Source organism: Veillonella sp., from assembly GCF_032470285.1.
Taxonomy (GTDB): Bacteria; Bacillota; Negativicutes; order Veillonellales; family Veillonellaceae; genus Veillonella.
Genome location: NZ_JAWEKP010000004.1, coordinates 191,530 through 215,376 on the forward strand (window position 1 = coordinate 191,530; position 23,847 = coordinate 215,376).

General features: G+C 37.7%; 24 protein-coding genes. 17 read left to right on the forward strand and 7 right to left on the reverse strand.

Annotated features, from left to right (window positions below; genetic code table 11):
• Positions 1-40: 40 nt before the first annotated feature.
• The 5 genes from E7B10_RS06465 to E7B10_RS06485 all read left to right on the forward strand — a co-directional run bounded on the left by E7B10_RS06465 (position 41) and on the right by E7B10_RS06485 (position 5,466).
• On the forward strand, positions 41-643 hold the full coding sequence (locus E7B10_RS06465) for a hypothetical protein (protein WP_287510501.1): 603 nt from the start codon (positions 41-43) through the stop codon (positions 641-643).
• Between the two features lie 251 nt (positions 644-894).
• On the forward strand, positions 895-2,166 hold the full coding sequence (locus E7B10_RS06470) for a putative porin (protein WP_287510500.1): 1,272 nt from the start codon (positions 895-897) through the stop codon (positions 2,164-2,166).
• A gap of 138 nt (positions 2,167-2,304) precedes the next feature.
• Positions 2,305-2,910, forward strand: coding sequence for a hypothetical protein (locus tag E7B10_RS06475; protein WP_221741395.1), 606 nt, complete (start codon positions 2,305-2,307; stop codon positions 2,908-2,910).
• 291 nt (positions 2,911-3,201) lie between these two features.
• Positions 3,202-4,407 (forward strand): MFS transporter, encoded by a 1,206-nt coding sequence (locus E7B10_RS06480; protein ID WP_287510498.1) that lies wholly within the window; start codon positions 3,202-3,204, stop codon positions 4,405-4,407.
• A gap of 174 nt (positions 4,408-4,581) precedes the next feature.
• Positions 4,582-5,466 carry a LysR family transcriptional regulator gene (locus E7B10_RS06485; protein ID WP_195394492.1) on the forward strand — a complete coding sequence of 295 codons (885 nt, stop codon included), beginning with the start codon at positions 4,582-4,584 and terminating at the stop codon, positions 5,464-5,466.
• 139 nt (positions 5,467-5,605) lie between these two features.
• On the opposite strand, the gene E7B10_RS06490 is transcribed toward E7B10_RS06485, so the two are convergent.
• Both E7B10_RS06490 and E7B10_RS06495 read right to left on the reverse strand, forming a co-directional pair.
• The gene (locus tag E7B10_RS06490; protein ID WP_101928710.1) at positions 5,606-6,220 is read right to left on the reverse strand and encodes a LysE/ArgO family amino acid transporter; all 615 of its coding nucleotides are present in this window, start codon (positions 6,218-6,220) and stop codon (positions 5,606-5,608) included.
• Between the two features lie 135 nt (positions 6,221-6,355).
• Positions 6,356-7,396, reverse strand: coding sequence for a YeiH family protein (locus E7B10_RS06495; protein ID WP_287510496.1), 1,041 nt, complete (start codon positions 7,394-7,396; stop codon positions 6,356-6,358).
• A gap of 347 nt (positions 7,397-7,743) precedes the next feature.
• On the opposite strand from E7B10_RS06495, the gene E7B10_RS06500 reads away from it, so the two are divergent.
• The 4 genes from E7B10_RS06500 to E7B10_RS06515 all read left to right on the forward strand — a co-directional run bounded on the left by E7B10_RS06500 (position 7,744) and on the right by E7B10_RS06515 (position 12,712).
• Positions 7,744-8,289: a carbonic anhydrase gene (locus E7B10_RS06500; RefSeq protein WP_278467015.1), complete on the forward strand. Its 546-nt coding sequence runs from the start codon at positions 7,744-7,746 to the stop codon at positions 8,287-8,289.
• A gap of 552 nt (positions 8,290-8,841) precedes the next feature.
• Positions 8,842-9,594, forward strand: coding sequence for a dethiobiotin synthase (gene bioD / locus E7B10_RS06505; protein WP_008603035.1), 753 nt, complete (start codon positions 8,842-8,844; stop codon positions 9,592-9,594).
• 201 nt (positions 9,595-9,795) lie between these two features.
• Positions 9,796-11,184 carry an adenosylmethionine--8-amino-7-oxononanoate transaminase gene (gene bioA, locus E7B10_RS06510; protein WP_008603034.1) on the forward strand — a complete coding sequence of 463 codons (1,389 nt, stop codon included), beginning with the start codon at positions 9,796-9,798 and terminating at the stop codon, positions 11,182-11,184.
• A 187-nt stretch (positions 11,185-11,371) separates the two neighbouring features.
• Complete coding sequence (locus E7B10_RS06515; RefSeq protein ID WP_008603031.1) at positions 11,372-12,712, forward strand: anaerobic C4-dicarboxylate transporter; 1,341 nt, start codon at positions 11,372-11,374, stop codon at positions 12,710-12,712.
• Positions 12,713-12,816: 104 nt separating this feature from the next.
• Here the strand turns inward: E7B10_RS06515 and E7B10_RS06520 are convergent, their stop codons facing one another.
• The 3 genes from E7B10_RS06520 to E7B10_RS06530 form a co-directional block, all read right to left on the reverse strand.
• Positions 12,817-13,224: a Fur family transcriptional regulator gene (locus E7B10_RS06520; protein WP_287510495.1), complete on the reverse strand. Its 408-nt coding sequence runs from the start codon at positions 13,222-13,224 to the stop codon at positions 12,817-12,819.
• 231 nt (positions 13,225-13,455) lie between these two features.
• Entirely contained in the window at positions 13,456-14,274 is an 819-nt protein-coding gene (locus E7B10_RS06525) for a metal ABC transporter permease (protein ID WP_287510494.1), read from the reverse strand.
• On the reverse strand, positions 14,267-15,076 hold the full coding sequence (locus E7B10_RS06530; RefSeq protein ID WP_287540698.1) for a metal ABC transporter ATP-binding protein: 810 nt from the start codon (positions 15,074-15,076) through the stop codon (positions 14,267-14,269). Before E7B10_RS06530 ends, E7B10_RS06525 begins: the two co-directional genes overlap by 8 nt.
• 147 nt (positions 15,077-15,223) lie before the next feature.
• On the opposite strand from E7B10_RS06530, the gene E7B10_RS06535 reads away from it, so the two are divergent.
• From E7B10_RS06535 to E7B10_RS06555, 5 genes are all read left to right on the forward strand, one after another.
• A complete protein-coding gene (locus tag E7B10_RS06535; protein ID WP_287510493.1) occupies positions 15,224-16,138 on the forward strand; it encodes a metal ABC transporter substrate-binding protein in 915 nt (304 codons plus the stop codon).
• Positions 16,139-16,292: 154 nt separating this feature from the next.
• Positions 16,293-16,502: a hypothetical protein gene (locus E7B10_RS06540; RefSeq protein ID WP_287510492.1), complete on the forward strand. Its 210-nt coding sequence runs from the start codon at positions 16,293-16,295 to the stop codon at positions 16,500-16,502.
• 48 nt (positions 16,503-16,550) lie between these two features.
• Complete coding sequence (locus tag E7B10_RS06545; RefSeq protein WP_128114167.1) at positions 16,551-17,222, forward strand: hypothetical protein; 672 nt, start codon at positions 16,551-16,553, stop codon at positions 17,220-17,222.
• A 291-nt stretch (positions 17,223-17,513) separates the two neighbouring features.
• Positions 17,514-18,197 (forward strand): hypothetical protein, encoded by a 684-nt coding sequence (locus E7B10_RS06550; RefSeq protein WP_287510491.1) that lies wholly within the window; start codon positions 17,514-17,516, stop codon positions 18,195-18,197.
• A 225-nt stretch (positions 18,198-18,422) separates the two neighbouring features.
• Complete coding sequence (locus tag E7B10_RS06555; protein WP_314051561.1) at positions 18,423-18,899, forward strand: hypothetical protein; 477 nt, start codon at positions 18,423-18,425, stop codon at positions 18,897-18,899.
• Between the two features lie 54 nt (positions 18,900-18,953).
• Here E7B10_RS06555 and fliB read toward each other — a convergent pair whose 3' ends face one another.
• Entirely contained in the window at positions 18,954-19,865 is a 912-nt protein-coding gene (gene fliB / locus E7B10_RS06560; protein WP_287510490.1) for a flagellin lysine-N-methylase, read from the reverse strand.
• A 160-nt stretch (positions 19,866-20,025) separates the two neighbouring features.
• Here fliB and E7B10_RS06565 point away from each other — a divergent pair, with 160 nt between their 5' ends.
• The 3 genes from E7B10_RS06565 (at position 20,026) to E7B10_RS06575 (ending at position 22,162) form a co-directional block, all read left to right on the forward strand.
• Positions 20,026-20,589: a PepSY domain-containing protein gene (locus tag E7B10_RS06565; protein ID WP_195213491.1), complete on the forward strand. Its 564-nt coding sequence runs from the start codon at positions 20,026-20,028 to the stop codon at positions 20,587-20,589.
• Between the two features lie 515 nt (positions 20,590-21,104).
• Positions 21,105-21,725: a ribonuclease E gene (locus E7B10_RS06570; RefSeq protein WP_287510489.1), complete on the forward strand. Its 621-nt coding sequence runs from the start codon at positions 21,105-21,107 to the stop codon at positions 21,723-21,725.
• A gap of 158 nt (positions 21,726-21,883) precedes the next feature.
• Entirely contained in the window at positions 21,884-22,162 is a 279-nt protein-coding gene (locus tag E7B10_RS06575; protein ID WP_004697959.1) for a PepSY domain-containing protein, read from the forward strand.
• Between the two features lie 404 nt (positions 22,163-22,566).
• Here E7B10_RS06575 and alr read toward each other — a convergent pair whose 3' ends face one another.
• Complete coding sequence (gene alr, locus E7B10_RS06580) at positions 22,567-23,679, reverse strand: alanine racemase (RefSeq protein ID WP_004697849.1); 1,113 nt, start codon at positions 23,677-23,679, stop codon at positions 22,567-22,569.
• Positions 23,680-23,847 lie beyond the last annotated feature (168 nt).

Consider the following 23,847-nt stretch of genomic DNA (forward strand, 5'->3'; position numbering starts at 1 on the left):
TATATTGAATTTTTTAGGTATTATTTTCGAGAGGTATATGATGAATCAAGTTGAAACAAAACAGAAAAAAAGTATTTACCATATCTTTGTATGGATTGCTATTTTCTCCTTAGTTATGATCGGTTTATTAGAGTGGGGCTACATGGCCGGTGGTCGTGCCTTTGGTAACTATAAAGTGTATACGGGTCTTGTGCCATGGTGTGTATGGATCGTCATGACCTATTTAACGACTCGCCCTAAATGGTTTACAAGCCGCTATAATTTAGGTGACATGTATAAGGTACACCGTGCATTAGGTATTGCCACTGTAGCTGTTATTGCATTTCATTTATATCTCTATTTTGGTAAAGCGGCTAAATCCATCCTTGGTTGGTGGGGCGGATATGTGGCTCTTACCTCCTTTGGTATTGCTACAATCTCTGGCCTTGCGTTTTTAACTCCAAAACTTAGAAAGGTTACACCATCTGGTCGTAATGTAGGTATTTGGTTACATCGATTAAATCTTGTAGCACTTGTTGCTGCAGATATCCATATTCATGGTTTTAATCGTATTTCTAAAATGGTGCCATTTTTACAAGTGTTTGATATCATTACATACGGTCTCGTTCTTTACTGCATTTACTTGATATTTAAAAAGAAATAATATGAATTACTAGAATCCCTTCTGTATCATGCAGAAGGGATTTTTCGTTACATTTATAGTTTCTAGTAAATTAACATAGGATATTATCAGTTTGAGTCATAAATAATTGTGAGATTGATATACATTTTCCCTTTACTCATATAATGAAAATTGTTATTATCTGTATGTTAAACATGATAATGATAATTAGGTTCACAGATTCATTATCTATTCATTTTTATTCTTGTTATTTTTATTGTGTGAGGTTTAGTATGATTAAACGTAAAATGACCAGTGCTTTTGCAGTGGCTGCCATGATGGGTGTGGCTACAGCTTTTGCTGTTAACCCATTTTCTGATGTTCCTTCTGATAGTTGGGCTTATCAAGCAGTAGATCAATTGGCTACAGCTGGTATTATCAATGGATATCCTGATGGTACTTTCAAAGGGCAAAATAATATTACGCGTTATGAAATGGCCCAAATGATTGCGAAAGGTATGGCTAATCAAGATCGGGCAAATGCGGAACAACAAGCTATGTTAAATCGCTTGGCGGATGAATTTTCCAATGAATTGAATACACTTGGTGTGCGTGTAGCTAAATTGGAAGACCGCGTAGGCAATGTAAAAGTTACTGGTGATGCTCGTATCAATTACATCGGTAAAGAGGGTGGCGATGGTTATGATTACGAAGATAAGATCACAGCTCGTGTACGTCTAGGTCTCGACGCAAAGGTTAATAAAAATACCTCTGTCAAAGCACGTATTACAACAGGCTCTATTGAACTAGGTGATAGCTCTAAAGAGGCACAAGCTAATTGGGATTTAGCATATGTAGAGCACAAATTCGGTAAAAATGTTGTGGTCGATGCGGGTCGCTATACTCAAAAATTTGGTGGTGGCTTGATTTATAGCTCTAACTTTGATGGGGTAGGCGCTACAGCTAAGCTTGGTGATAAAGTTACATTAAATGGCGCTTATGGTTACATGACAGCAGGTCGTTTTGCTAAGACTAGTAAAGCTGATAATGGTGATGTAGGTCTTATCAATGCTAATGTAGCTGTTAATGATCGCTTTGGTTTTGGTGGTATGTTTGCTCATGTAGGTACAACAAATGTACGTATGGGTAATGGCAAGAAAAATAACGAATTCGATAATGTATATGGATTAAATGCTAAGTATAATATTGGTAAATTCGGTATTGATGGCGAGTGGGTAAAAGCATCTGGCTTGAGTGATTCCGATATTTGGAACGTTGGCGTTAAATGGGGCGACTATAAAATTAATAAGAAGAACTCTTGGGCTATCCGATTAGATTACTTTGATCAAGCTAAGAATGCACCTGTATTTAAAACACAAAAATATGAATCTAATGATTTATTAAAGAAAACACGGTATGAAGGCTATAAAGCATGGCAATTAGGTGCATCCTACGCACCAGAGAAAAATATCGGCATTAATGCATACTACGGCTTTAATGCTAAAACACAAGAAGGCAATCGCGTAAATGATTACTATCGTGCGGATCTTAACTTCAAATTCTAATTTAATGATTGGATTTTAAGTTAATCAGTAATTAGTTCTAAGTAGAATGCTATAGGGTGAGAGTGTTTTATTAGCATGCTACATTAGGCCAAACTAGATGTATACTTGTAGATTGTATAAGACATAGAGAGGTTTATTATGGCAGAAGTTGTAAAAAAACAGTTTAAGAGTAAATATCATATTTTAATTTGGATTGCAGTTTTATCCTTAATATTTATGGGCATGGTGGAATATGGTTATGTAACAGGTGGTAGATCATTCGGCAATTGGAAGGTTCACTTAGGCCTTATTCCTTATGTGGCATGGCTTGTATTAACATACATTGCAACAAAACCAAAATGGTTTATCAAACGATACAATCCAAAAGAAATGTTTGAAATTCATCGCATCGTAGGTATTGTTAGTGTGGTTCTCGTATGTGCACACTGGTATGTGTACTTTTTGAAAGCTTTGAAATCCTTCTTAGGATTCTGGGGTGGTTATATCTCCCTTGTGGCTATGTTTATTGCTCTTATCTTTGCGGTATTATACTTAACACCTTGGGTAGGGAATATGGCAAAATCTGTATCTCGTAGAAAAGCAATCTGGATTCATCGCTTGAATCTTGTTGCTATTATTGCGGCAAATATCCATGTTCATGGATTTGGACGTTTATCTAAAATGGTGCCATTCTTACCTGTGTTTGATGTAGTGACTTATGCGCTTGTTATTTACTATATTTATTGGATGTTCAAACAAAAATAATATATCGTAGGCATCTCTTTCTTTGGTAAAAGTAGGAGAATCACACGATAAAAAAGACCATCGCTGACCCTTATGGGTATAAGCGATGGTCTTTTTAGGTTGTTTGCGATACAATAGAATTATAAGTATATATTCTATGGATTTATGTAAATATATGCTGTTGCATTCTTTTGAGGTAAGATTAAAAATCTGTTCTATAAACATTTCTTTTGTATTATAGTATTCTTTAGCTCATATCGATATGTATATTACTACCTTTATAGGTAATTTCATATAAGAAAGAAGGATATTATGGATTCTTCTTGGAAACGAATTATATACCTAATCTGTACTATACAGGTTGGTGGGGGTATAACAATTATTGGTGTATTATCCTTTCTTCCGTTATTTTTAGCTGAGCTAGGTCTTCATGATCCAGGAGAAGCCGCCATGTGGGCAGGCCTTGTATCAGGTGTAACGCCTTGCATGGTGGCACTGAGTGCACCCTATTGGTCGCGTAAGGCTAATCAGCTTGGTCCGCGTAAGGTGATGATGTTCATCTTGTTTACCCTGATGGTGACTGTTGGCGCCTGTGCTTTTACACAAACACCATGGCAGTTATTAATGTTACGTATATTGCAAGGTGTGGTAGGGGGCTATGTTCCAATAGGATTGGCTATTATTATTCTCGTAACCCCTGAAAATAAGGTACCTTGGGCAATGGGTTTATATCAAGCCTCCATGGTTATGGGCCTCGTTTTTGGACCACTCATGGGTGGTTTGGTGGCGGACTTATTAGGTTATCGTGCACCATTTGTTATGTTCTCAGCCTTAACAGGGCTTTGTATGTTGGGAATTTATCTATTCATGCCTAATCTACAGTTTGAGCATAAGGTAGATGCTAGAGAGTCGCAGCTGTCTCTAATTAAATCCTTTTTGGTCATACCTCGAGTTCGCCTCTTGGTAGGGCTATTGTTCTTATGTAATTTTGGTATTACCGGTATTGGCCCCATTTTACCACTATACATTAAGCACTATATGCATATGAATGATAAGTTTGTAGCCACTATTGTTGGTATAATCATCTTTGGCGCCGGTTTGTTTAGTGCTTTAGCTTCAATCTCCATTGGCAAGATAACAGAACGTTTAACCATGCCTCGTATTGTTTTTACTGCTACATGGGCTGTAGGGACTTTGTTTATACTTCAATATATAATGCCTAGTATATGGGGCCTTGGAATATTCCGTGCCATTGCAGGATTCTTCATGGGTTTTATTACACCGATTGCCAATACGCTCATATCCAAGGCGGTTCCTATTGAGCGGCGAGGTATCGTGTTTGGTGCGGTGTCTAGTGTGGCCATGATGGGAAATGTATTGGGGCCTGTCCTTAGTGGCATGATTGCTCGTGCCTTTGGGTACGGGGCGGTCTTTTGGTCTACAGCAGCTATATTCTTTGTAGCGGCGCTGTTTATTTATCGTAGTTTAGTTATTCCCAGTGAAAGTCAATCGGCATAGCTGATTTGCTTTCACCATTTTAGACATAGTTAAATATATTTAGTAGTATGTATAGAATCTATAAATACTATGTAGAGAAAACGTATGGCAAACTCCAATATGGGGCCGTATGTTGCGAAATGTTTCAAAGATATTGAGCTGTCTAATCTGTAAGAGAGATGAGAGTGCATCGTTATGTTATTAAAACAATTAGAGTATTTTGTGTGTGTAGTAGATAACAACAGTTTTACACAAGCTGCAACAGAGCAATATGTATCTCAATCTGCTATATCTCAGCAAATCAAAGCTCTTGAAACTAGTCTTGGTGTTGAACTAATGGTTCGAGAAAAACGAAGCTTTCATCTAACACCAGCAGGACAATATTTATATCGATCTGGGAAAAAACTATTAGAACGGTTTCATGATATTAAGGTAGAAACGACGCGTATCGGTACGGATGCACGTGTGAGTTTGCGCATTGGTTATTTGAATCGTTACAGTGGAATTGCTATGCAGCAAACGGTGATTCACATGGCAAAGCGTTATAAAAATTTAGATATTCGTATGTACAGCGGCAGTCATGAAGAGCTATATGGCATGCTCAGTGATCGTCGTGTAGATGTAGTATTTAATGATCAATGGCAAATTTTATCTGATGATTTTGAAAGTCATTTAATTGATAAAGCCACTACATTTATTGAGGTACCACAAGGATATACTAATGAAGACTGTGTAGAACTAAAGCATATCGATGATTTACCACTTATTTTATTGTGTCGTGGGAAATATACCTTGTCTGAAGAAGAACACTATCGCAAAGCCATAGGTTATAATGGCGCCTTCGCTTATGCTCGTACGTTAGAAGAAGCACGATACTTGGTTGCAGGGCAGCAAGGGCTATTACTATTAGATTGTTTTAAATATTTAACAGATCCTATGCCAGGTATCGAACGTAAGGTATTGATGAATCATGGTAAACCTATGGAACGCCACTACTACTTTATATCTCAACGAAATCAAAATAATTCATATATTGTAGCACTCAGAGATATGTTCCAGCAGGTACTTGAAAAATTATAAATGAGATTATAAATGAAAAAGCCGTTAGCAATTTGCTAACGACTTTTTTCTTTTTCTGTACATCGTCTATTTGTATTTTCCTTATATAGTTATGATAGTATTAGAAATTTAAATTTTTCTTGTATCTATGAGTATAGCCTTACAAAAAGTCTTTTAACATCATGAGGCCATCAATACATAGCTTGATACCGTAAATGACGAGAACCGAACCACAGAAACGGTTAATCCATGCCATATGAGTAATCTTAATTTTTTTAGCTAGAAGATGCATTGTGGTAGCAAGAGATCCAAACCAAATAGGTGTCATTACCAAGAAACCAGAGAAGAAGTGGTAGATGCTTTCTTTTGGAATATTAGCCTGAAAAGCACCGAGCATCATTGTCGCATCTAGAATGGCTTGTGGATTGCCCCATGATACAGCGATGGCTGAGACGATAATTTTCCTAATTGGAATATGCGTGTCTACGTTGCGCATGTCTGGTTGAGTTTTAAATATATTAAAACCCATATATACAATGAGGAGTCCCCCAAAGATGAGAACTATGAGTTTTGTGATTGGCCACATTTCAAGAACGGTACCAATACCATAGAAGGCGGCAGCACTTAAACTCATGTCAAAAAACGCTAGTATGATCAGCGTCAATATAATACGGCGAACAGGTTGCACCAAGGCCGTATTAATAATGAAGAGGTTTTGCATGCCAACAGGGGCAAACGTAGCGAGGCCGACAAGAAGTCCTTGTAAGAAGTACATATTAACCCTCCTGACTATGGTATGATAAAGCACTAATAAGGTGAATAGTAGCACGAAACCCCTCCATTACTGGAGGGGTCCTTACTATTCTATTCATATATAATTATAACATAATATACAATATCTGTATATTTTCTACCATAAACCTATCATATGTTGTGCCATAAGGCTTACAGCGGAGATAGCAATCCAGCAACAAGCTCCTAAGGCAAGGGCTGAGCCACCGGATTTTAATAATTTTACAATATTTGTATTAAGGCCAATTGCTACCATGGCCATTGTAATAAAGTATTTGGAAATTGTTTTGAAGATACTCAAGAATTGAATATCTACATTAGCATAGGATAATGTTGTTGTGACAAGGGAGCAAAGTACAAAGTATAAAACAAATCTTGGAAAAATTTTAGCAATACTAACATTTGCGCCATCTGTTTGAGAGGCATTTTTCTTAGCTTTGTATACTTGATAACTAGCAAGACCTAAGCATATAGGAATGATAGCTAGGGTACGTGTTAGCTTTACGATAGTAGCATATTCCAGAACTTGTGTGCCAGTACCTTTCATACTATCCCATACAGCAGCTGTTGCTGTTACAGAAGAAGTATCGTTAACTGCAGTACCAGCGAACAATCCAAAGCCCATGTTAGAGAGTCCAATGGCGTCACCTAATTGAGGAAATACAAAGGCGGCTACTACATTGAAGAAGAATACAACAGAGATTGCTTGTGCAATATCATGATCCTCAGCTTTAATAACTGGTGCCGCCGCAGCAATAGCGGAACCACCACAAATTGATGAACCGACACCGATGAGGACTGCTGCGTTAGAGTCAATATGGGTTAATCGATAAATAACATAGGATACGATTAATGATGTAGCGATGGTAGAAATGATGACAGGTAAAGAAATCCAACCTACATGTAGAATCTGTGTAATGTTAAGACCAAAGCCCAACAAAATAACGGCCCATTGTAAAATCTTTTTTGATGTAAACCCAATGCCAGCACCTGTTTTTTCCCGTTTCCATGATGTGAAGATAGAACCGATAATTATACCTAAAATAATGGCAAAGATTGGACTACCTACTAGATGAAATTGCTGTCCTAGCAACCAACAAGGAATAGCGAGAATGGCACAGAGTAAAATGCCTGGCAACGTTTTTTGATTGATACCCATTATAAAACCTCCTTACTGTACATACAGTTCACGTCATATGCGGTATCATGTGGCGTTTGCTTTCTATAGTGTTAATAGTACCATAGGAAGGGTTTTTAAATCTACTATATATGTCAGAATTATACAGAATATTCATCGTATTTTTGAAGATTTTATATGATTGATATAAATAAAAATTAATTATAAGATAGGAGTTAATATTATTGAGTTAAAGATTTTGTATAATCTTAAAATTCATAATAATAATTTATAACTTGTAATTTAAACTTGTTTTGTGATGAATAAGGTGTATATAATGAATAGGATCTATTTCAGTTGGGAATAGAGTATATAAAGTGAGGACCCTTATGATTGATATTACGAATATAATTGAAACCAATAAAGATTATGTAAAACATCATCCTGAGCTACCAAAGGCAGGGTTAACAAGCCATCCTACAAAAAAGTTAGCCATCGTAACTTGTATGGATACCCGCTTAGTAGGTATGCTAGAAGAAGCACTAGGCTTTAATCGAGGCGAGATAATTGTCATTAAAACTGCAGGGAATAGTGTAACACAACCTATCGATAACATCGTGCAAAGTCTGCTCGTTGCTACCTATGGTATGGAAATTGAAGATGTGCTAATCATCGGTCATGAAAACTGCGGTATGATCGACTTTTCTGCTACTACATTTATGGAATCTATGAAAGCGAAAGGTATTAGTGAAGATGCTATTCGCATGATCGAACCGGGCCTTATCGACTGGATGGATCGATTCCATATCTCTGAAGACAATGTAATTTATACAGTTAACTTCCTACGCCACCATCCACTATTTCCAAAAGGAATGGGGTTCTATGGAGGCATGATGGATCCTGATACAGGCGAATTCCGTTATATTGAGATTTAGTGGTGGCCTCGATGGGGCCCCATTAGATAATTACATTTAGGTAAAAAAGAGTGATGACTAATCTCTACGCTCCAAAGCGAGCTAAGTCGCTAATCGATTAGTCATTACTCTTTTTATAACTGTATTTGTGAACTCGTCCCATCGAGTCTATCCATAAATCAATAAAACAAAATTCACTGTATCAAAAGAGAAAGGGAATGGCTTAGCCATTCCCTTTCTCTTTTCCCATATAGCCAACCTATTATTATCGTATTCAAAGTAGCGGTCTGTGACTCTATGGGACTAATACTGCGATAATGTTATAAAAAGCTGTGTTCCTAAGCGAAGTGCGACTTAGTTTACTATGGAGCGCGGAGGTTAGGGACACAGCTTTTTAGCTAAAATGTAGCGATGTATTCGGGACCCATAGAGTCATAGCATCGTAAACTTGAACAGTAATAATAGGTTGACTATATATTCCTTTTCGCTGTATATTGTAATTAGATTGTAAACTTAATCATATAAATTAGTTAACCTATGCGGCAGTAAGTATTCGCTTGAGAGGAGCTTTGTATGAAGCAGTTAGGTATTTCTATAATTGGTACAGATACAGATGTAGGTAAGACGTTTGTGACAGGGTTATTGGGGGCGATGGCTGTAGACGATGGCTTTGCTGTTGGTATGGTGAAACCTGTGTCTTCTAGTGCAGTTCCTTTCCCTGAATGTGTGACGATGGATGAGGATAATTATAATATTGGCCTTGAGAGTAAAGATGCAACACATTTGATGCGCTCCGCAGGTATTCCTGAATCTCGTCGTCATGAAGTGAATCCTTATGCTATAGCCGGTGATTTCTCTCCTCGCCTTGCAGCGGAATTGGCTGGTATCGAGATTGACTATGATGGCCTTGTAGAACATACATTAGATGTAGTGAGTCGCTATGACATAACCTTTGTAGAAGGTGCAGGCGGTATCACGACCCCTCTCTATGGAGATAAAACTTTCACGGATTTTATGAAAGATATCAAATTACCAGCTATTGTTGTAGCAGATGGTCGTCTTGGATCTATTAATCGCGCCGTTTTGACTTGCGAATATGCTAAGTTGCATGGTATCGAGGTGAAAGCTATTATCGTAAATGATACAACAGCTGTAGATCTGTTTTTGTTGAAAACAAATGTGGCAGATATGGAGCGTTACACAGGTGTTCCTGTAGTAGCTGTAGTGCCGCCATACCAAGGTCCGGATATTCAAAAGGTTCAACTTGGTTGGGCTCGATCTTTTATTGATTCTAAGGAATTATGGAACACAGTATTAGGTCTATAAATAATAATTGGCTGATTTTCTATTAGCTATAGCAAGTTAATATATGTTAGAAGTGATATTGAGTACATATTAACAGTAATTTTGAGACGTATTAAATTTGTGATTTAGCATACCTTAGATTGGGCAACTTAATTTAGTTTATATAAGGTATATGTGATAGAGAGTTATAGTTTGTAAACTTAGTAAGTATGAGGTGACGAAATGGCAGAGAAACAGCTTTCACAAGCAGCACAATGGGACCACGAGTTTGTATGGCATCCATTTACACAAATGCAAGATTGGCTAGCACAAGAACCAGTAGTAATTGAACGCGGTGAGGGGGTATACCTCATCGATGAGAACGGTAAAAAGTATTACGATGGTGTATCCTCTTTGTGGGTTAATATTCATGGTCACAACCATCCTGTATTGAACCAAGCATTGAAGGATCAAATCGATAAAATTGCGCATAGCACGTTATTAGGCCTCGTAAGTCCTCCGTCTGCACAATTGTGTAAAGAACTTGTAGAGCTTGCTCCAGAAGGCTTAGATAAAGTATTCCTCTCTGATGATGGCAGTACAGCTATCGAAGTGGCTATTAAAATGGCGTACCAATACCGTCAACAAGTAGGGCAAACGAAAAAGACTAAGTTCATTGCCCTCAATGCAGGCTATCATGGGGATACATTAGGTACCGTATCCGTAGGTGGTATTCAATTATTTCACCAAGTATTCCATAATCTATTATTTAAACCATTAACATTGCCAAGCCCTGGTGTGTATAGAGATTTGGCAGATCGAGATAAAGCTTTTGAAGAGTCGTTGACTGAATTGGAACGCATCCTTAACGAAGAAGGCGATGAAATTACAGCTCTTGTTATGGAACCATTGGTGCAAGCAGCGGCAGGCATGCTCGTAATGCCTCACGGTTATTTGAAACGGGTTCGTGAGTTAACAGAACAACACGATGTATTCCTCATCGTTGACGAAGTAGCTACTGGCTTTGGCCGAACTGGCAAATTCTTTGCTTGCGAACATGAAGGAGTATCTCCAGATTTTATGACCTTATCCAAAGGCATCACTGGTGGGTACCTTCCATTAGCAGCAACATTGACTACACAACGCGTATTCGATGCATTCCTCGGCACCTTTGAGGAAAAGAAAACATTCTATCATGGTCACTCCTATACTGGTAATGCCTTGGCCTGTGCCGTTGCGTTGGCTTCTTTGAAAGTATTCCGTGATGAAAAGGTAATTGAACAATTGCCTGCTAAAGTAGAAGCTTTCACAAAGGCCTTAGAACCTATTAAATCTTTGAAGCATGTGAAAGAGGTTCGTCAGCGGGGTCTCATCGTAGGTATTGAACTTGAAAAAGATGTGTCCACCCACGAAGCGTATCGCCCAAATGATGCGGTAGGTGCTAAGGTGGCAATCCTTGCCCGTGAACAAGGTCTTATTTGCCGCCCTATTGGCGACGTGGTTATCCTTATGCCTCCATTGGCATCGACTGTGGAACAATTAGAGGACATGGTTCGTATTGTAGGTGAAAGTATCCAACGTGCAACTGAGGAAGAGGGGATACTTGAAGATATGCGCCCAATTATTTTATAATGCTAAATTAATTATTGAAAAGCTACACCTATTGTCTTTTGTTAGTAGTTTAAGGCAATGGGGTGTAGTTTTTTTGCATAACATATCGAAATTTCGTCATATTTTAAACTATAGACTATACATTGCCAAAATTCGATGATTATTTAGCATATCTATGATACTATATATGTATAAAGGAGGTCATCGTATGGACATTTATGTAATTATGCAAGTTATTATTTTATTTGGTGCCATCTTCCTCGGTGTTCGCCTAGGTGGCATGGGCATCGGTTACGCTGGCGGCCTTGGGGTTGTGTTGTTAAGCCTTGGTATGGGGATGTTTCCGGGACAGATTCCATGGGATGTAATTCTGATTATCATGTCTGCTATCGCAGCCATCTGTGCCTTACAGTTAGCCGGCGGTCTTGATTATTTGGTGCGCATTGCTGAAAGTATTTTGCGTAAAAATCCTAAGCATATCAACTATTTGGCACCAACTGTTACGTATTTCTTAACTATTCTAGCGGGTACTGGTCATACAGCATTCTCTATGATTCCAGTAATCGTAGAGGTGGCGAAAAGTGAAAACATTAAGCCATCTGTGCCATTATCTATCGCCGTTGTAGCAAGCCAAATTGGTATCACAGCGAGTCCTGTATCGGCAGCAGTAGTTGCTATGAGTGGGTTCCTTGAGCCATATGGTGTTAACTATCCTACATTGCTCGCCATCTGTATTTCCACAACATTTGTAGGGGTTATGATTACGGCATTTATCATGTCTACCTTTGCGAATAATGATTTATCTTCTGATCCAGTGTATCAAGAACGTTTGGCGGCAGGTCACGTGGCGCCACCTCGTGAAAAAAGCACTGATTTCCACTTAAAACCTGGTGCAAAAACTTCAGTATTGATTTTCTTGATTGGTATCATTTGTATCGTATTCTACGCAACAGCAATTTCCAAAAACATTGGTATTATTAAACCAGTTATCTTTGGTCGAAATGATGCTATCATCGGCTTTATGATGATTATTGCGGCTGCTATCACATTCTTCTGTAAGCTTGATACAGCAGAACTTGTTAATACAAGTACATTCAAATCCGGCTTATCCGCTTGTGTCTGTGTACTAGGCGTAGCATGGTTGGGTGATACCTTTGTAAAAGGTCATATCCCTGAAATCAAAGCGCTCGCTTCTAGCATGGTAACAGCATATCCGTTCCTATTGGCGGTAGCGTTCTTCTTTGCAAGTACATTGTTGTATAGTCAAGCGGCAACTACGCAAGCTTTGGTACCAGCTGTAATTCTAGCTCTCGGTATTACACCAGAGAACACAGGATCCGTTTATATTATTATCGCATCCTTTGCAGCTGTATCTGCACTCTTTGTATTGCCTACATATCCAACACTTTTGGGGGCTGTACAAATGGACGATACGGGCTCTACGCGAATTGGTAAACTCGTATTTAACCATCCATTCTTCATTCCAGGCGTACTTGCTATTGCCATCTCCGTAGCACTCGGTTTCCTAGTGGCTCCGTTAATGCTGTAACTGGTGAAAACTAAATAAGGTTAATACAAAACATATTTAAAGCTAAAAAGGACGTAACTATCAGTTGCGTCCTTTTTGTTGTTTAAACATTAGTTGTCTATTTTCTACTTCTTGTTTTTGCACTTCTTACAAATCCCTGCGATCTCAAGGTGATGTTCCGTCACAGTGAATCCTGCTTCGCTGAGTTCTTGAGGCATTTCTACGACAGGACAGGTATGGAGTGGTATCATGGCACCACAGCTCGTACATACAGCATAGTGTCGATGTGTATGAGGGGTAATTTCATAATATGCCATCTCACTACCCATGAGCGTGGTACGTGTAACGATACCCTTAGTTTCTAATAGTTCAAGTGTACGGTAGATAGTAGACATCCAAGTAGTACTACCATTACCTAAGCGTTCTGCGATTTCAAGGGCTGTAATAGGTTTATCTGTAGTTGTTAATACAGACCAAATGGCTTCGCGCTGTTTGGTCTTTTTTATGCCTTCCGGCCAAGCTGTTGTATTCATAACTCTTTTTCGATTCTGTTTTAATACTAAAACTGTTATACACTTGTATAGTTAGATGATTTATATGGCTAATAGAATATCAAATATGCTATCGCATTTGGTTAGATATATTTTTATATTTAACTAGTTATATATTTTAATTAAACTAGTTATATTATTTAACTCTAACTAGTTATATTACTCTAACTAGCTATAATATTTATGCCTAAATATATTAATTATTGTTTTAGCTTATCTACTAAACTGAAAGCGTCGTATGATAGTGCGAATATTTTTAATGACTAATATTACTAGTAGGATCCCTACCGATGTTAACGATACGAAGCCACCAGGTGCTACGTTAAGGAAGTAGGAGCCAAAAAGTCCAATGATCATGGCTAGTAAACTAAATCCAATGGAACAGAGTAGTGTTGTTCTAAATCCTTTTTCTAATTGTAATGCAGATGCTACTGGTAGTGCAATCATGGCACTTAATACGAGAACACCAACAATTTTAATAGAAATCGATACGGCGGCAGCCATTAAGATAGCAAAGATATAATTGATAAAATCTACCTTAACTCCTGCTACACGAGCCGCTTCCTCATCGTAAGCGATGTAGAGTAAGGAGTTATACAAAAAGTATAGCGTTAATACTGATAAAATGGTGAGCACTGCAATGCTAATCATATCGGTTGCGTTTACCGTTAGGATGCTACCAAAGAAGAATACATTTGCGTTAGCCTTTAGTTTGCCTGAGCTAATAAGTGTAATAGCTGTACCGATGCTGAGGGATAAGATGATAGTAAGAATAAGATCGAGATGGTGTGAAAAATATTTTCGCAAGAACTCGATGAGTGCACCGCAGATGGCAGTGAAGATAAAGGCTCCTAAAATTGGATTAGTATTCGTTAATAAACCTAGTGTAATACCTGCTAGTGATGCGTGACTCATGGTATCGCCAATCATACTGGAACGGCGTAGCACCATGAAGATACCAATACATGGACATAAAAGAGAAATACAAATTGCTACGAAGAAGGCATTTTGCATGAAATCATAACTAAACATGGCGCACCTCCTCAACTGTGGTATCATCGGCCTGAGCCTGAGCCTGAGCCTGAGCCTGAGCCTGAGCCTGAGCCTGAGCCTGAGCCTGAGCTTCTATTGTTACATCTGTGAAACAGGAGCAGTTTTTGTGATCTATTGGATTGCGACCTGTACTGTGCATGATTTCACTAGCATATTGCTCAGGGGAGCAAAGGTGACCTTGACCATTTGCAATATGGTAGATATTGGTAGAGTTGGCGAGAGCCATTTCGATATTGTGCTCAACAGAGATAATCGTAATATGGTGCTCTTGGTTCAAATTTCGAAGTAGAGCATAGATGCCCTCTTGGCTTTTTCTATCGATACCTGTTGAAGGCTCATCGAGGATGATGAGGTCAGGCTTACCGATGAGGGCGCGGGCGATAGATACACGCTGAGCTTGTCCACCTGAAAGTTTGCTGATGAGACGGTCTTTAAATTCCGTCATATGGGTAAGCTCTAATACGCGATTGACTTCCTGTTTATCTTTAATCTTTAAAAGTTTGCGGTAGGAATCGAGGATTTCTTTTACCGTAATAGGAAATCCTGCGTGAGAGAAGTCATTTTTTTGAGACACATACCGAATATTATTGGTGCTTCGCTTGATAGAGCCCTTTACAGGGGTAAGAAAACCTAAAATGAGACGGAGCAAGGTACTTTTACCACACCCATTATCCCCAACGATGGATATATAATCACCACTGTGAATATGTAAATTAAGGTCATTTAACACATAAGGCGGTTGACCTTGATAGGAAAAATAAAGATGTTCTATTGATAACATATGAAAACCACATTTCTGATTGACAAAATTCTAAGTAAGTTTATACTATAACTATATTACAAATGCAACTGAGTCGCAACTGCAACTAAAGAATGGAGTATATTCTGTATAGGCATAGCGATCAGGTTTTTACAAAGGAGGACTACGATGATCAAGAAACTGATTTTGTTAGTTGTAGGTATTATGATGGCTGCTTTATTTGCAGGTTGTGGCAATGATGCACCGAGTGCACAGAAGGAACAAGCAAGTAAAAAAATCCAAGTGGTAACAAGCTTTAATGCAATGGCTGAGTTTACAAAGGCTATTGGTGGTGACAAGGTAGAGGTATCTACTATTATACCAGATGGCGTAGAACCACATGATTTCGAGTTGAAGCCTGAAAATATGAAACAATTGGCAACAGCTCAAGTATTTGTGTATAACGGTTTTGGTATGGAGCCTTGGGCAAAACAAGCTATCGAAGCAGCTAAAAATGATAAACTCATATCTGTTGTAGCTACTGAAGGTGTTGAAGCTATTAAAAATACTGACCCAGAAGAAATTAAAGAACATGGTGCAGAAGATCCTCATGCATGGTTATCTTTGAAAAATGCTAAAATTGAAGTGAAAAATATCAAGGATGCCCTTGTAAAAGTTGACCCAGCAAATAAGGATTATTATGAAAAGAATTATACTGAATACGTTGCTAAATTAGATGCAATGATTAAAAAATATGAAGAGCAATTCGCTAAAGCTCCGCATAAAAACTTTGTTACAGGCCATGCAGCATTTGCGTACCTATGCCGTGATTTTGGTTTAGAACAAAACAGTGTGGAAGATGTATTTGCTGAAGGTGAACCTAATGCAGCACAATTGGCTAAACTCATCGAATATGCTAAAGAAAACCATATTACTACTATCTTTGCAGAAGAAATGGCTAGCCCAGAGGTATCCAAAACTTTAGCACAAGAAGTAGGTGCTAAGGTAGAAACTATTTATACTATCGAAAGCAACGAAGATAATAAAACATACTTAGAACGTATGGATGAAAACCTTACAAAAATTGCAGCATCTTTGCAATAAGATAAATAAAAGAGCAGCTCCTAGTGGGCTGCTTTTTTGCGTTATAATAGTCTAAAATAATATCTTCAAAGTTAGATTATATAGTATAATATATTATCAGATTAAATAAAAAGGAGACTTGATATGGTTATCATTAATAAATCAGGGGTTGCTGATGAAAGGTCTTGACCATAATCTTTTCTTAGATTTACGTATTCGTGGTGGTTCGGGTGGATTAAGCACCATGGAGCTAATTAATGTTTTTATTATGGCAAAACTCATGTCTAAGCAATTTGGTCTAAATCTTTGGATAACGGGTATTTCTTTTTACATAGTATCCTTCATCTTTGGTGTGGGAGGTATAATGTTGTCCATGACGGTTTAAATATAGTTTGTGTTACAATTAGATAGATATAGGTGTTTTGGAGGTTTTATGGAAACAAAATGGTATTCAGATATTTGGCAACTTGTGGTAGCTCCATTTAAACGTGGTATTCCACAGATTGTAGAGCATGGATCTTGTCGCAAAGGGTTCTATGCTACAGTAGCTTTGGCATTGGTGGCATTCGTATTTTCAAATATTCTACCTACTTTTTTGAGTATGATATTTGTGGATAAACTTAGTGTTGCACTTACTGGTGCGGCGGCTCTTTCTGGGGCCGGTATATTAGGCCTAGCGGTTGGCTTGCTATTTGCTTTTATTGGTATTGCTATTTATTCTGCGATTTTCTCTTGGGTCGCCAATAAATTTGATGCCCATACTACATATGAGTCTGTGTTAAAAATCATGTGGTACGAACAAGCTTATAATCAGATTATGGGCTTAGTATATTTCATTGGCTTCCTATTACTATCATTGCCATTTTTGTTGCTACTAGGCTCTAATCCTGACTCTATAGTAGGTAGTATTGTATGGATAACTATTATTATATTCGCAACGATAGCTTTTGCAGTCTATACATTCTGGGTATGCTTAACATTGTTGAGTCGCCAAATTAATAAATCCCGTTTAGCAACTTTTGGTATTTCTATTATTACGAGTTTGATTCCTGTAATCCTTTTAGGTATCTTGATTGGCATGGTAGTACTTGCTACTTCCAGATAATTACATAACATGAAAGGGGCTGTAACAAAATACCCCTTACTACGAAAAAAGCTATTAGCTGATTATATATAATCTGCTAATAGCTTTTTCTGTATTTTATAAGGGAAAAGGGCCCCGAAGGACCCATTCCATTAGGATAATTAAAGTATGAAAAGATGTCTGTTTTGTGCTATAATGATGAACGGAAAATGAAAAGGAACTATTTTTTATAGCTCCTTATTGTGTGTTGTATGTTATAGTATCTAAACTTAAATGTTGTGTATGTATATTGTGTAAAAGGTGGTGATACCTATGATGGTAGGTTTAATGCAGTTTATCTATCGTTTATTAAACCCTATTGAAGAGAATAATCCTCGTATGTATCACTTTGATATTGCCTATGGGCAACTCATAGGAATGTTGCTATTAACACTCATATGTTATCAATTTACTATTGTAGGTGAAGGCGTATATTTAGATGCTATACGTGCGTTTATACGTAATTCTTCATTATTGGTAAGGTGGGAATCGCTATCTCTTCCAGTAGGTCAACATGAAATACAACTTTTTTTGGAACAGATGGGTAGTTCTAGAGAATTTTGGAATATAGGTCGCTTTGCATGGGTAATCGGAAAAGTTATTTTCATGGCTTGTATCATTATAGTTTATGCGGTTGCTCAACAGCGTAAATTTTATGTTCGAACTGTTACAACCGGTATTTTGCATATCATGTCATTTGCTCAACTTGTTGTGGCATTGATTACTTTTACAGCAGGGATTATGCTGATTTTAACTTCGGTACCATTAATACTGCAAGCAATCATTGGCTTCTGTATGATTGTGCTATGTGTTTTAAGTACCGTATTATTGTTACAAACTATGGGACGTATTGTGGGAGCATGTATTAATGGGACCCCTTATGAAGGTTTGATTCTAATGTTGATTGCTCTTTTGGTAGCACACGTGTTTGAATGGATTTATATGTTGACTCGATAAAATACATATGATATATCTAGGACGAGACATGGCTCGTCCTTTTTTACTAGTTTTAAACTAAAAGGAGCATTTATGACATGGAATAAGGATATATTGCATTTATTTACCAGGCTTAGCGAACAATCTTTTCAGAATATTATCAATTATGGATCTCATACAAGAGCCATTCTGAATCTAGTCGTATCTACTATTGTATTATATATAATGACCTATAGCTTACCGTTTATGGTGAAAGTGATATCTCCAATGCTCGGAATTAAACGGATTACTGGGTTAACTCATTTTGATGTAATTAGTATTTTAGCAAGTTCTGTATTTTTAATTTTTCAAATTATCATCGGTTCATTTGTTATATGGCGCTTACTTGTTTTATTAGGTGGTCGTGGTACTTATGGTGGGGTATTGCGCAATTATATATATGGATTAGCTTATACAAATGCACTTCGCACGGTTGTCTTAGTATTAATTCATATACTAGGGATTATTTTTTTCTCTTTGTCTCTTCAAAAATATGTAGGGGATATGGCTTATCTTATTACGATGTTCAGCCAGTATTATGCCGTGTTCATTGTAGCCCAATTAATGAGACGTTATGTTGAATTAGGTATCATTAAAACCTATATTGTTATCTTTATTGTGGCATTATTATCTGTCTCTGTATTACCTCAATGGATTCGCTTTGTTCATACTCTCTTCAAATGATGTATTATAATAAGACTTAAAAAAACCGCAAGATAAAATTCTTGCGGTTTTTGTTCACTCTATAATAAGTTGGGCTTCGTAGTGTTGTAATAATAGCGCCACATTATCTTCGTCGTATTCGATTTGTTGTGACCATCTAGCAATTTGTTTTAATGGTTGTCCCTCTAAGGCGCTGGCTATAAGTATATAGTCAGTACCATTCTTTGCATAGGCTAAGATAGATTCCAAGGAATAATCTGATAGCATATCGATTTGGCGATACAATATATATTGGTACACTTTGTTAAATAGGCTCATATCTTCATGCTGTATATAGGTCTGTACGGATGTGATGAGTTGGTCTAGTTTACTAGATAATGTATTAACTTGTGCTGTCCAATTCTCATCGATGGGCTCCGTTTTTTTATATAGGTCTAATAATTCTTTGAAAGCTTGCTTTGAAGGATTTGGCGTATATTGGAATAGATTAGGATTTAAATCAAAGGCTAATAATTCAAAAATATTGTGGATTGTTAATCGCTCCTCTGGATTGAATTCATTATGGTCATCTTCAATTGTAAAGAAGAGAAAGTCCATCGGTTCTTGTTGGGCCAATAGTTCAACCGATGCTTCACAAGATAATCCAACGCCACATAGTTCTAAGTCTTCAATGTATTTATAAAAGCGTGGATGCATATGACAGGTATCACATAGTCCTTCTTCTCCCAATTCAAGAACTACTTTGCATAGACCTTTTTCATTGAGTAAGGGACACATAGGTTGTGCTTTAGAAAAGATAAAATGACTGCCTTCATCATCAACCGTGATGGCTTGGCGTAAGCTTTCACCAAGAGAACCTGTCATGGCATGATAACGTTCAGCAGTAGGCTCATCTATATCGATGGTCCACAGCTGACAACATGTATTTTCGCATTGATCGGCTTTGCATTGAAATTTGTGATATATAGTGGGGTAAATTGAAATCATAGTTAGCTCACATGTAGTTACAAAAATAAATCTATGTGCATTGTATCATAGGGCGCAGGTACATGCACTAATTATATAAATAAAGATTATAAACCGCGTTGATTTAGTGTATAATTGTATATATATTGTTATGATAACTGTTTGAGATATGGAGGAACCAATGAGATCATTTTTTGTAAAAGGTAGCCTTGTATTGGCCTTGGCAGCGGCATTTGGCATTCCAAATGCAAGTGCAGCCCCTTTAGTAGCTGTAGAGCCAACTGTGGCAGTTGTTGATGGCAACCATGCGGCGATTGTAGGCGCTAATGGTTTATTAAATGCCTTTATCCAAAATCATCCAAATGCAGGAATTACGGAAATCGCCTTTGATGCGGATGGAGGTCAAATTAAGTATGATGTTGAAGGTTTTGATGAATCTGGCAAGTATGAGTTAACGTATATCTATGCTACTAATCAAATCTTTGAAAAGCGCGAAGGGGACTTCCATAAATCACTAAAGAAAAAATCGTTTGATCCTCGGGAAATCTTACCGCCTGCAGCTGTGGTGAACTTTGCTTATGCCCAAACAAAGGGTAAAGCTGTGAGTCTTAATGAATGGGCTGTGCGCTATGATAAAGGTAAAATCGTCTACAAAGTTAGCTTTGGTACAGCAGATAATAAAGAGGTACATGTGCGTATGGATGCAATGAATGGTAAATTGCTATCTGTTAAATTTGACGATTAATATATGATTGACTAGTTATTATATCTTAATAGTGCCTAGTTATTTTATTCTGAATATAATAATTAAATGCCTTAATACTATTTTTCTTAAAAAAATAACTAGTATTGAGGCATTTTTTGTGAAAGTTTGCTCATGAATGTGCAATTTTAGATATCGATACGTATATTTTGAAGCCGTTTATCCCTTATATATGGGATAAACGGCTTTTGATATATTTTTCATGGAATTTTTAAGTATAAAGTAAATCCCATAGGATTTCATAGGAATTATATATAAATTCATTCTAAACTCACTATAAAATAAGCTTTTAACAGTGCTTCTACATTTTGACTTCATAGACTGTCGATAGTATGTGTACCAGTCGAAAGACAAACTCAAGTATATCTGAAATTTCCAAGCTATATATCTACAAGTCCATGCTGGATATATGTTTTGGAACTTACATGATGACATTGAGTTGACTGGAAATATACATGCGTAAAGTTGCATGTAAATGAATTAATAAGGAGGACAATATGAAAAAATCTATTTTAAAAAGTAGTATTGCTTTAGCAGTGGCTGGCGTATTTGGTGCCACTGTAGCTGTAACAGCAGCTGAACCAGTAACTCCAATGCCTGTTACGCAAGAAACAGCGAGTGCAGCGACTCCAGCACAACCAGTTACTGATCCAGTAGTTCCTACTGTAGCGGTGGCTCCAGATGTGGCTACTACTGCAGTTGCACCTAAAATTCCAGTAGCTCCTGTAGCAGAAGCTAATCAAGTAGGTACAGCAGTTCGTAATACTACACCAGTTCCAACAGCTACACAAGATGTTAAAACACCAGTAGCTCAAGAAACTGTAGTGCCTAGTACAGAAAATCCTGCAGCAGCGGTCCCTTCTATTGAAACTGCATCTGTAGCTAAAGCTCCTAGTGAACCAAGAGTAGTACGCAGTGGTGATAAAAAATCTGAATCTGTAGCGAAGCATGGTAAAGAAGTTAAAAATACTAAAAAAGCTGCAGTAGATAAAGCGCCTAAAGTAAAAGTTGTGAAAGACGAAAAAAAAGCTGATAAAGAAGAGCCTACTAAAGAGGAAAAAAAAACTCTAAAAGTAGAAAATCACAACCTAGCACAACCAACCAGCAAGAAGGCGTAGTAGACCAAAATAGTATTTTCGTAGCTGGTGCTAATTATTTAATTGACCAATTCGAAAGCAAATTTGGAAACTCCAAAATTACAAATGTATCTTTCAAAACTCAAGGTAAAACTGCCATCTATGAAGTAGCTGGTTTTAATACTAGTGGTGCTCATTCTATGACTCTAGATGTGGCTACTGGTAATGTAACTGATGGTACTCCTAAAGCATATGATGCATCTATGGAAGCTAGTGCTATTGATGCCGGAACAGTAATACCTCCACATGTGGCAATTAATGCAGCTTTCGTACAGTCTGGCAAGGTAGCGACTGGTATTAATGCGTGGTCTCTTGCTAATCAAAATGGTAAACCACTATATACCATAGAATTCCATGATGCACAAAATAAACCGATATCCGTTGTATTGGATGCTAAAACAGGGACGGTAGCAAAATAAGTTGATCTCCTATTCTATAGCGCTGTAAAGCAAACCCTTTCAAAAACGAACACTAAGCACTCAAAACTATACACACATAACATAAATACACTTACACACACATACACAACACACAAAAACACACAAAAACACACACAATAAACAACACACACAATAAACAATTACACACAGCCCTCTGGATTGGATAGATAAACATTGACTCTCTCCTATGCCATCTATCGTTCAGAGGGCCCCTTATGAATTGTGGTTCCCTCCGAATCATAAGATTATATACTTGGTATATATACTCTCTCTCACAATAAGAACGTAACTGCTTTACAGCACGCTGGGTATAGGAGAGCAAGAAAGCCCGTATCACATGTAGAATTCTACATGTGATACGGGCTTTCTTTATTTTACATAGGTTAAATATATTGTCGTGGTACGCGCTCTGAGAATCCACAAAAGATCTCATAAGGAATTGTGGAAGCAAGGGCTGCAATTTCTAAAGCAGAAATGCTTTCATGACCTTGAGACCCTAGAAGCACCACCTTATCGCCAGGCTTTACCGTGATTGTATCCGGAACAGAAACCATGAATTGATCCATACAAATACGACCTACTACGGGACAACGAGTGCCATGAATCAGTACGGTGCCCCGATTGGATAAACTACGAGGGTAGCCATCCGCATAGCCTACAGGGATAGTAGCAATTGTCATTGGTTCAGTTGTGATATAGGTAGATCCATATCCAATGCCTTCGCCAGCAGGGATATGTTGTACATGAACAACTTCACTATGGAAAGATAAAACAGGTTTTAAGCCCAATCGATTTGGCACATCAAGAGATGGCATGATACCGTATTGAATAATACCAGGACGAGCATCTGTGAATAGACTATCTTTGACAGATAAAAGACCTGCACTGTTGGCGAGGGAGAAACGGTAATCTGCTTCTGGACGGAATGCTCGTATTTCATCTACCATGCGATGAAATTTTTGCGTTTGGCTATGGGCGTGTGATTGATCCGCCGCATCAGCATTGCTCATGTGAGAGAAGAATCCGTCTATTTCCAAATTTTCGTAGGACTCAATGCGTTTGATAAACTCAATGGCATCCTCAGGCTTGATACCGATGCGATGCATGCCTGTATCAACGGCAACAGCAACGCGAATAATCATGTCGTGATTATCGGCTACTTTATTGAGTGATTCCAAGTCGGTAGATTCACAAACGGCAGGAATCGAATTAGTGTCTGCCACAAGTTCAAAGGATTGTGGCCTTGTGAGTCCTAATAAATAAATAGGTACCATAATACCTGCATTGCGAAGTGGTACGGACTCCTCTGGAATAGCAACGGCTAAGGATTCGTAACCTTCCTCCACGGCAATACGCCCCATCATAACACTGCCGTGGCCGTAGCCATTGGCCTTGATGACAGCTGTAGACGTACTCCATTCAGGTAAACTATCTTTAATTTTACGCAAATTCTCGCGAACGAGACTTGTATTTATGGTCAAATAGGTAGGTCTCATTGTATTCCTCAATTCTATATAACATTACTTTTATTTTATAACTTTTGGGGAATTACACAATACTTTTGTGAAAGTTATATACAGAAAAATGAGTTTTACTTTGAATTTTATAGGATTTATACATATATTATATACAATTATTGTGAAAGTATACTAATTAGTTGTGAA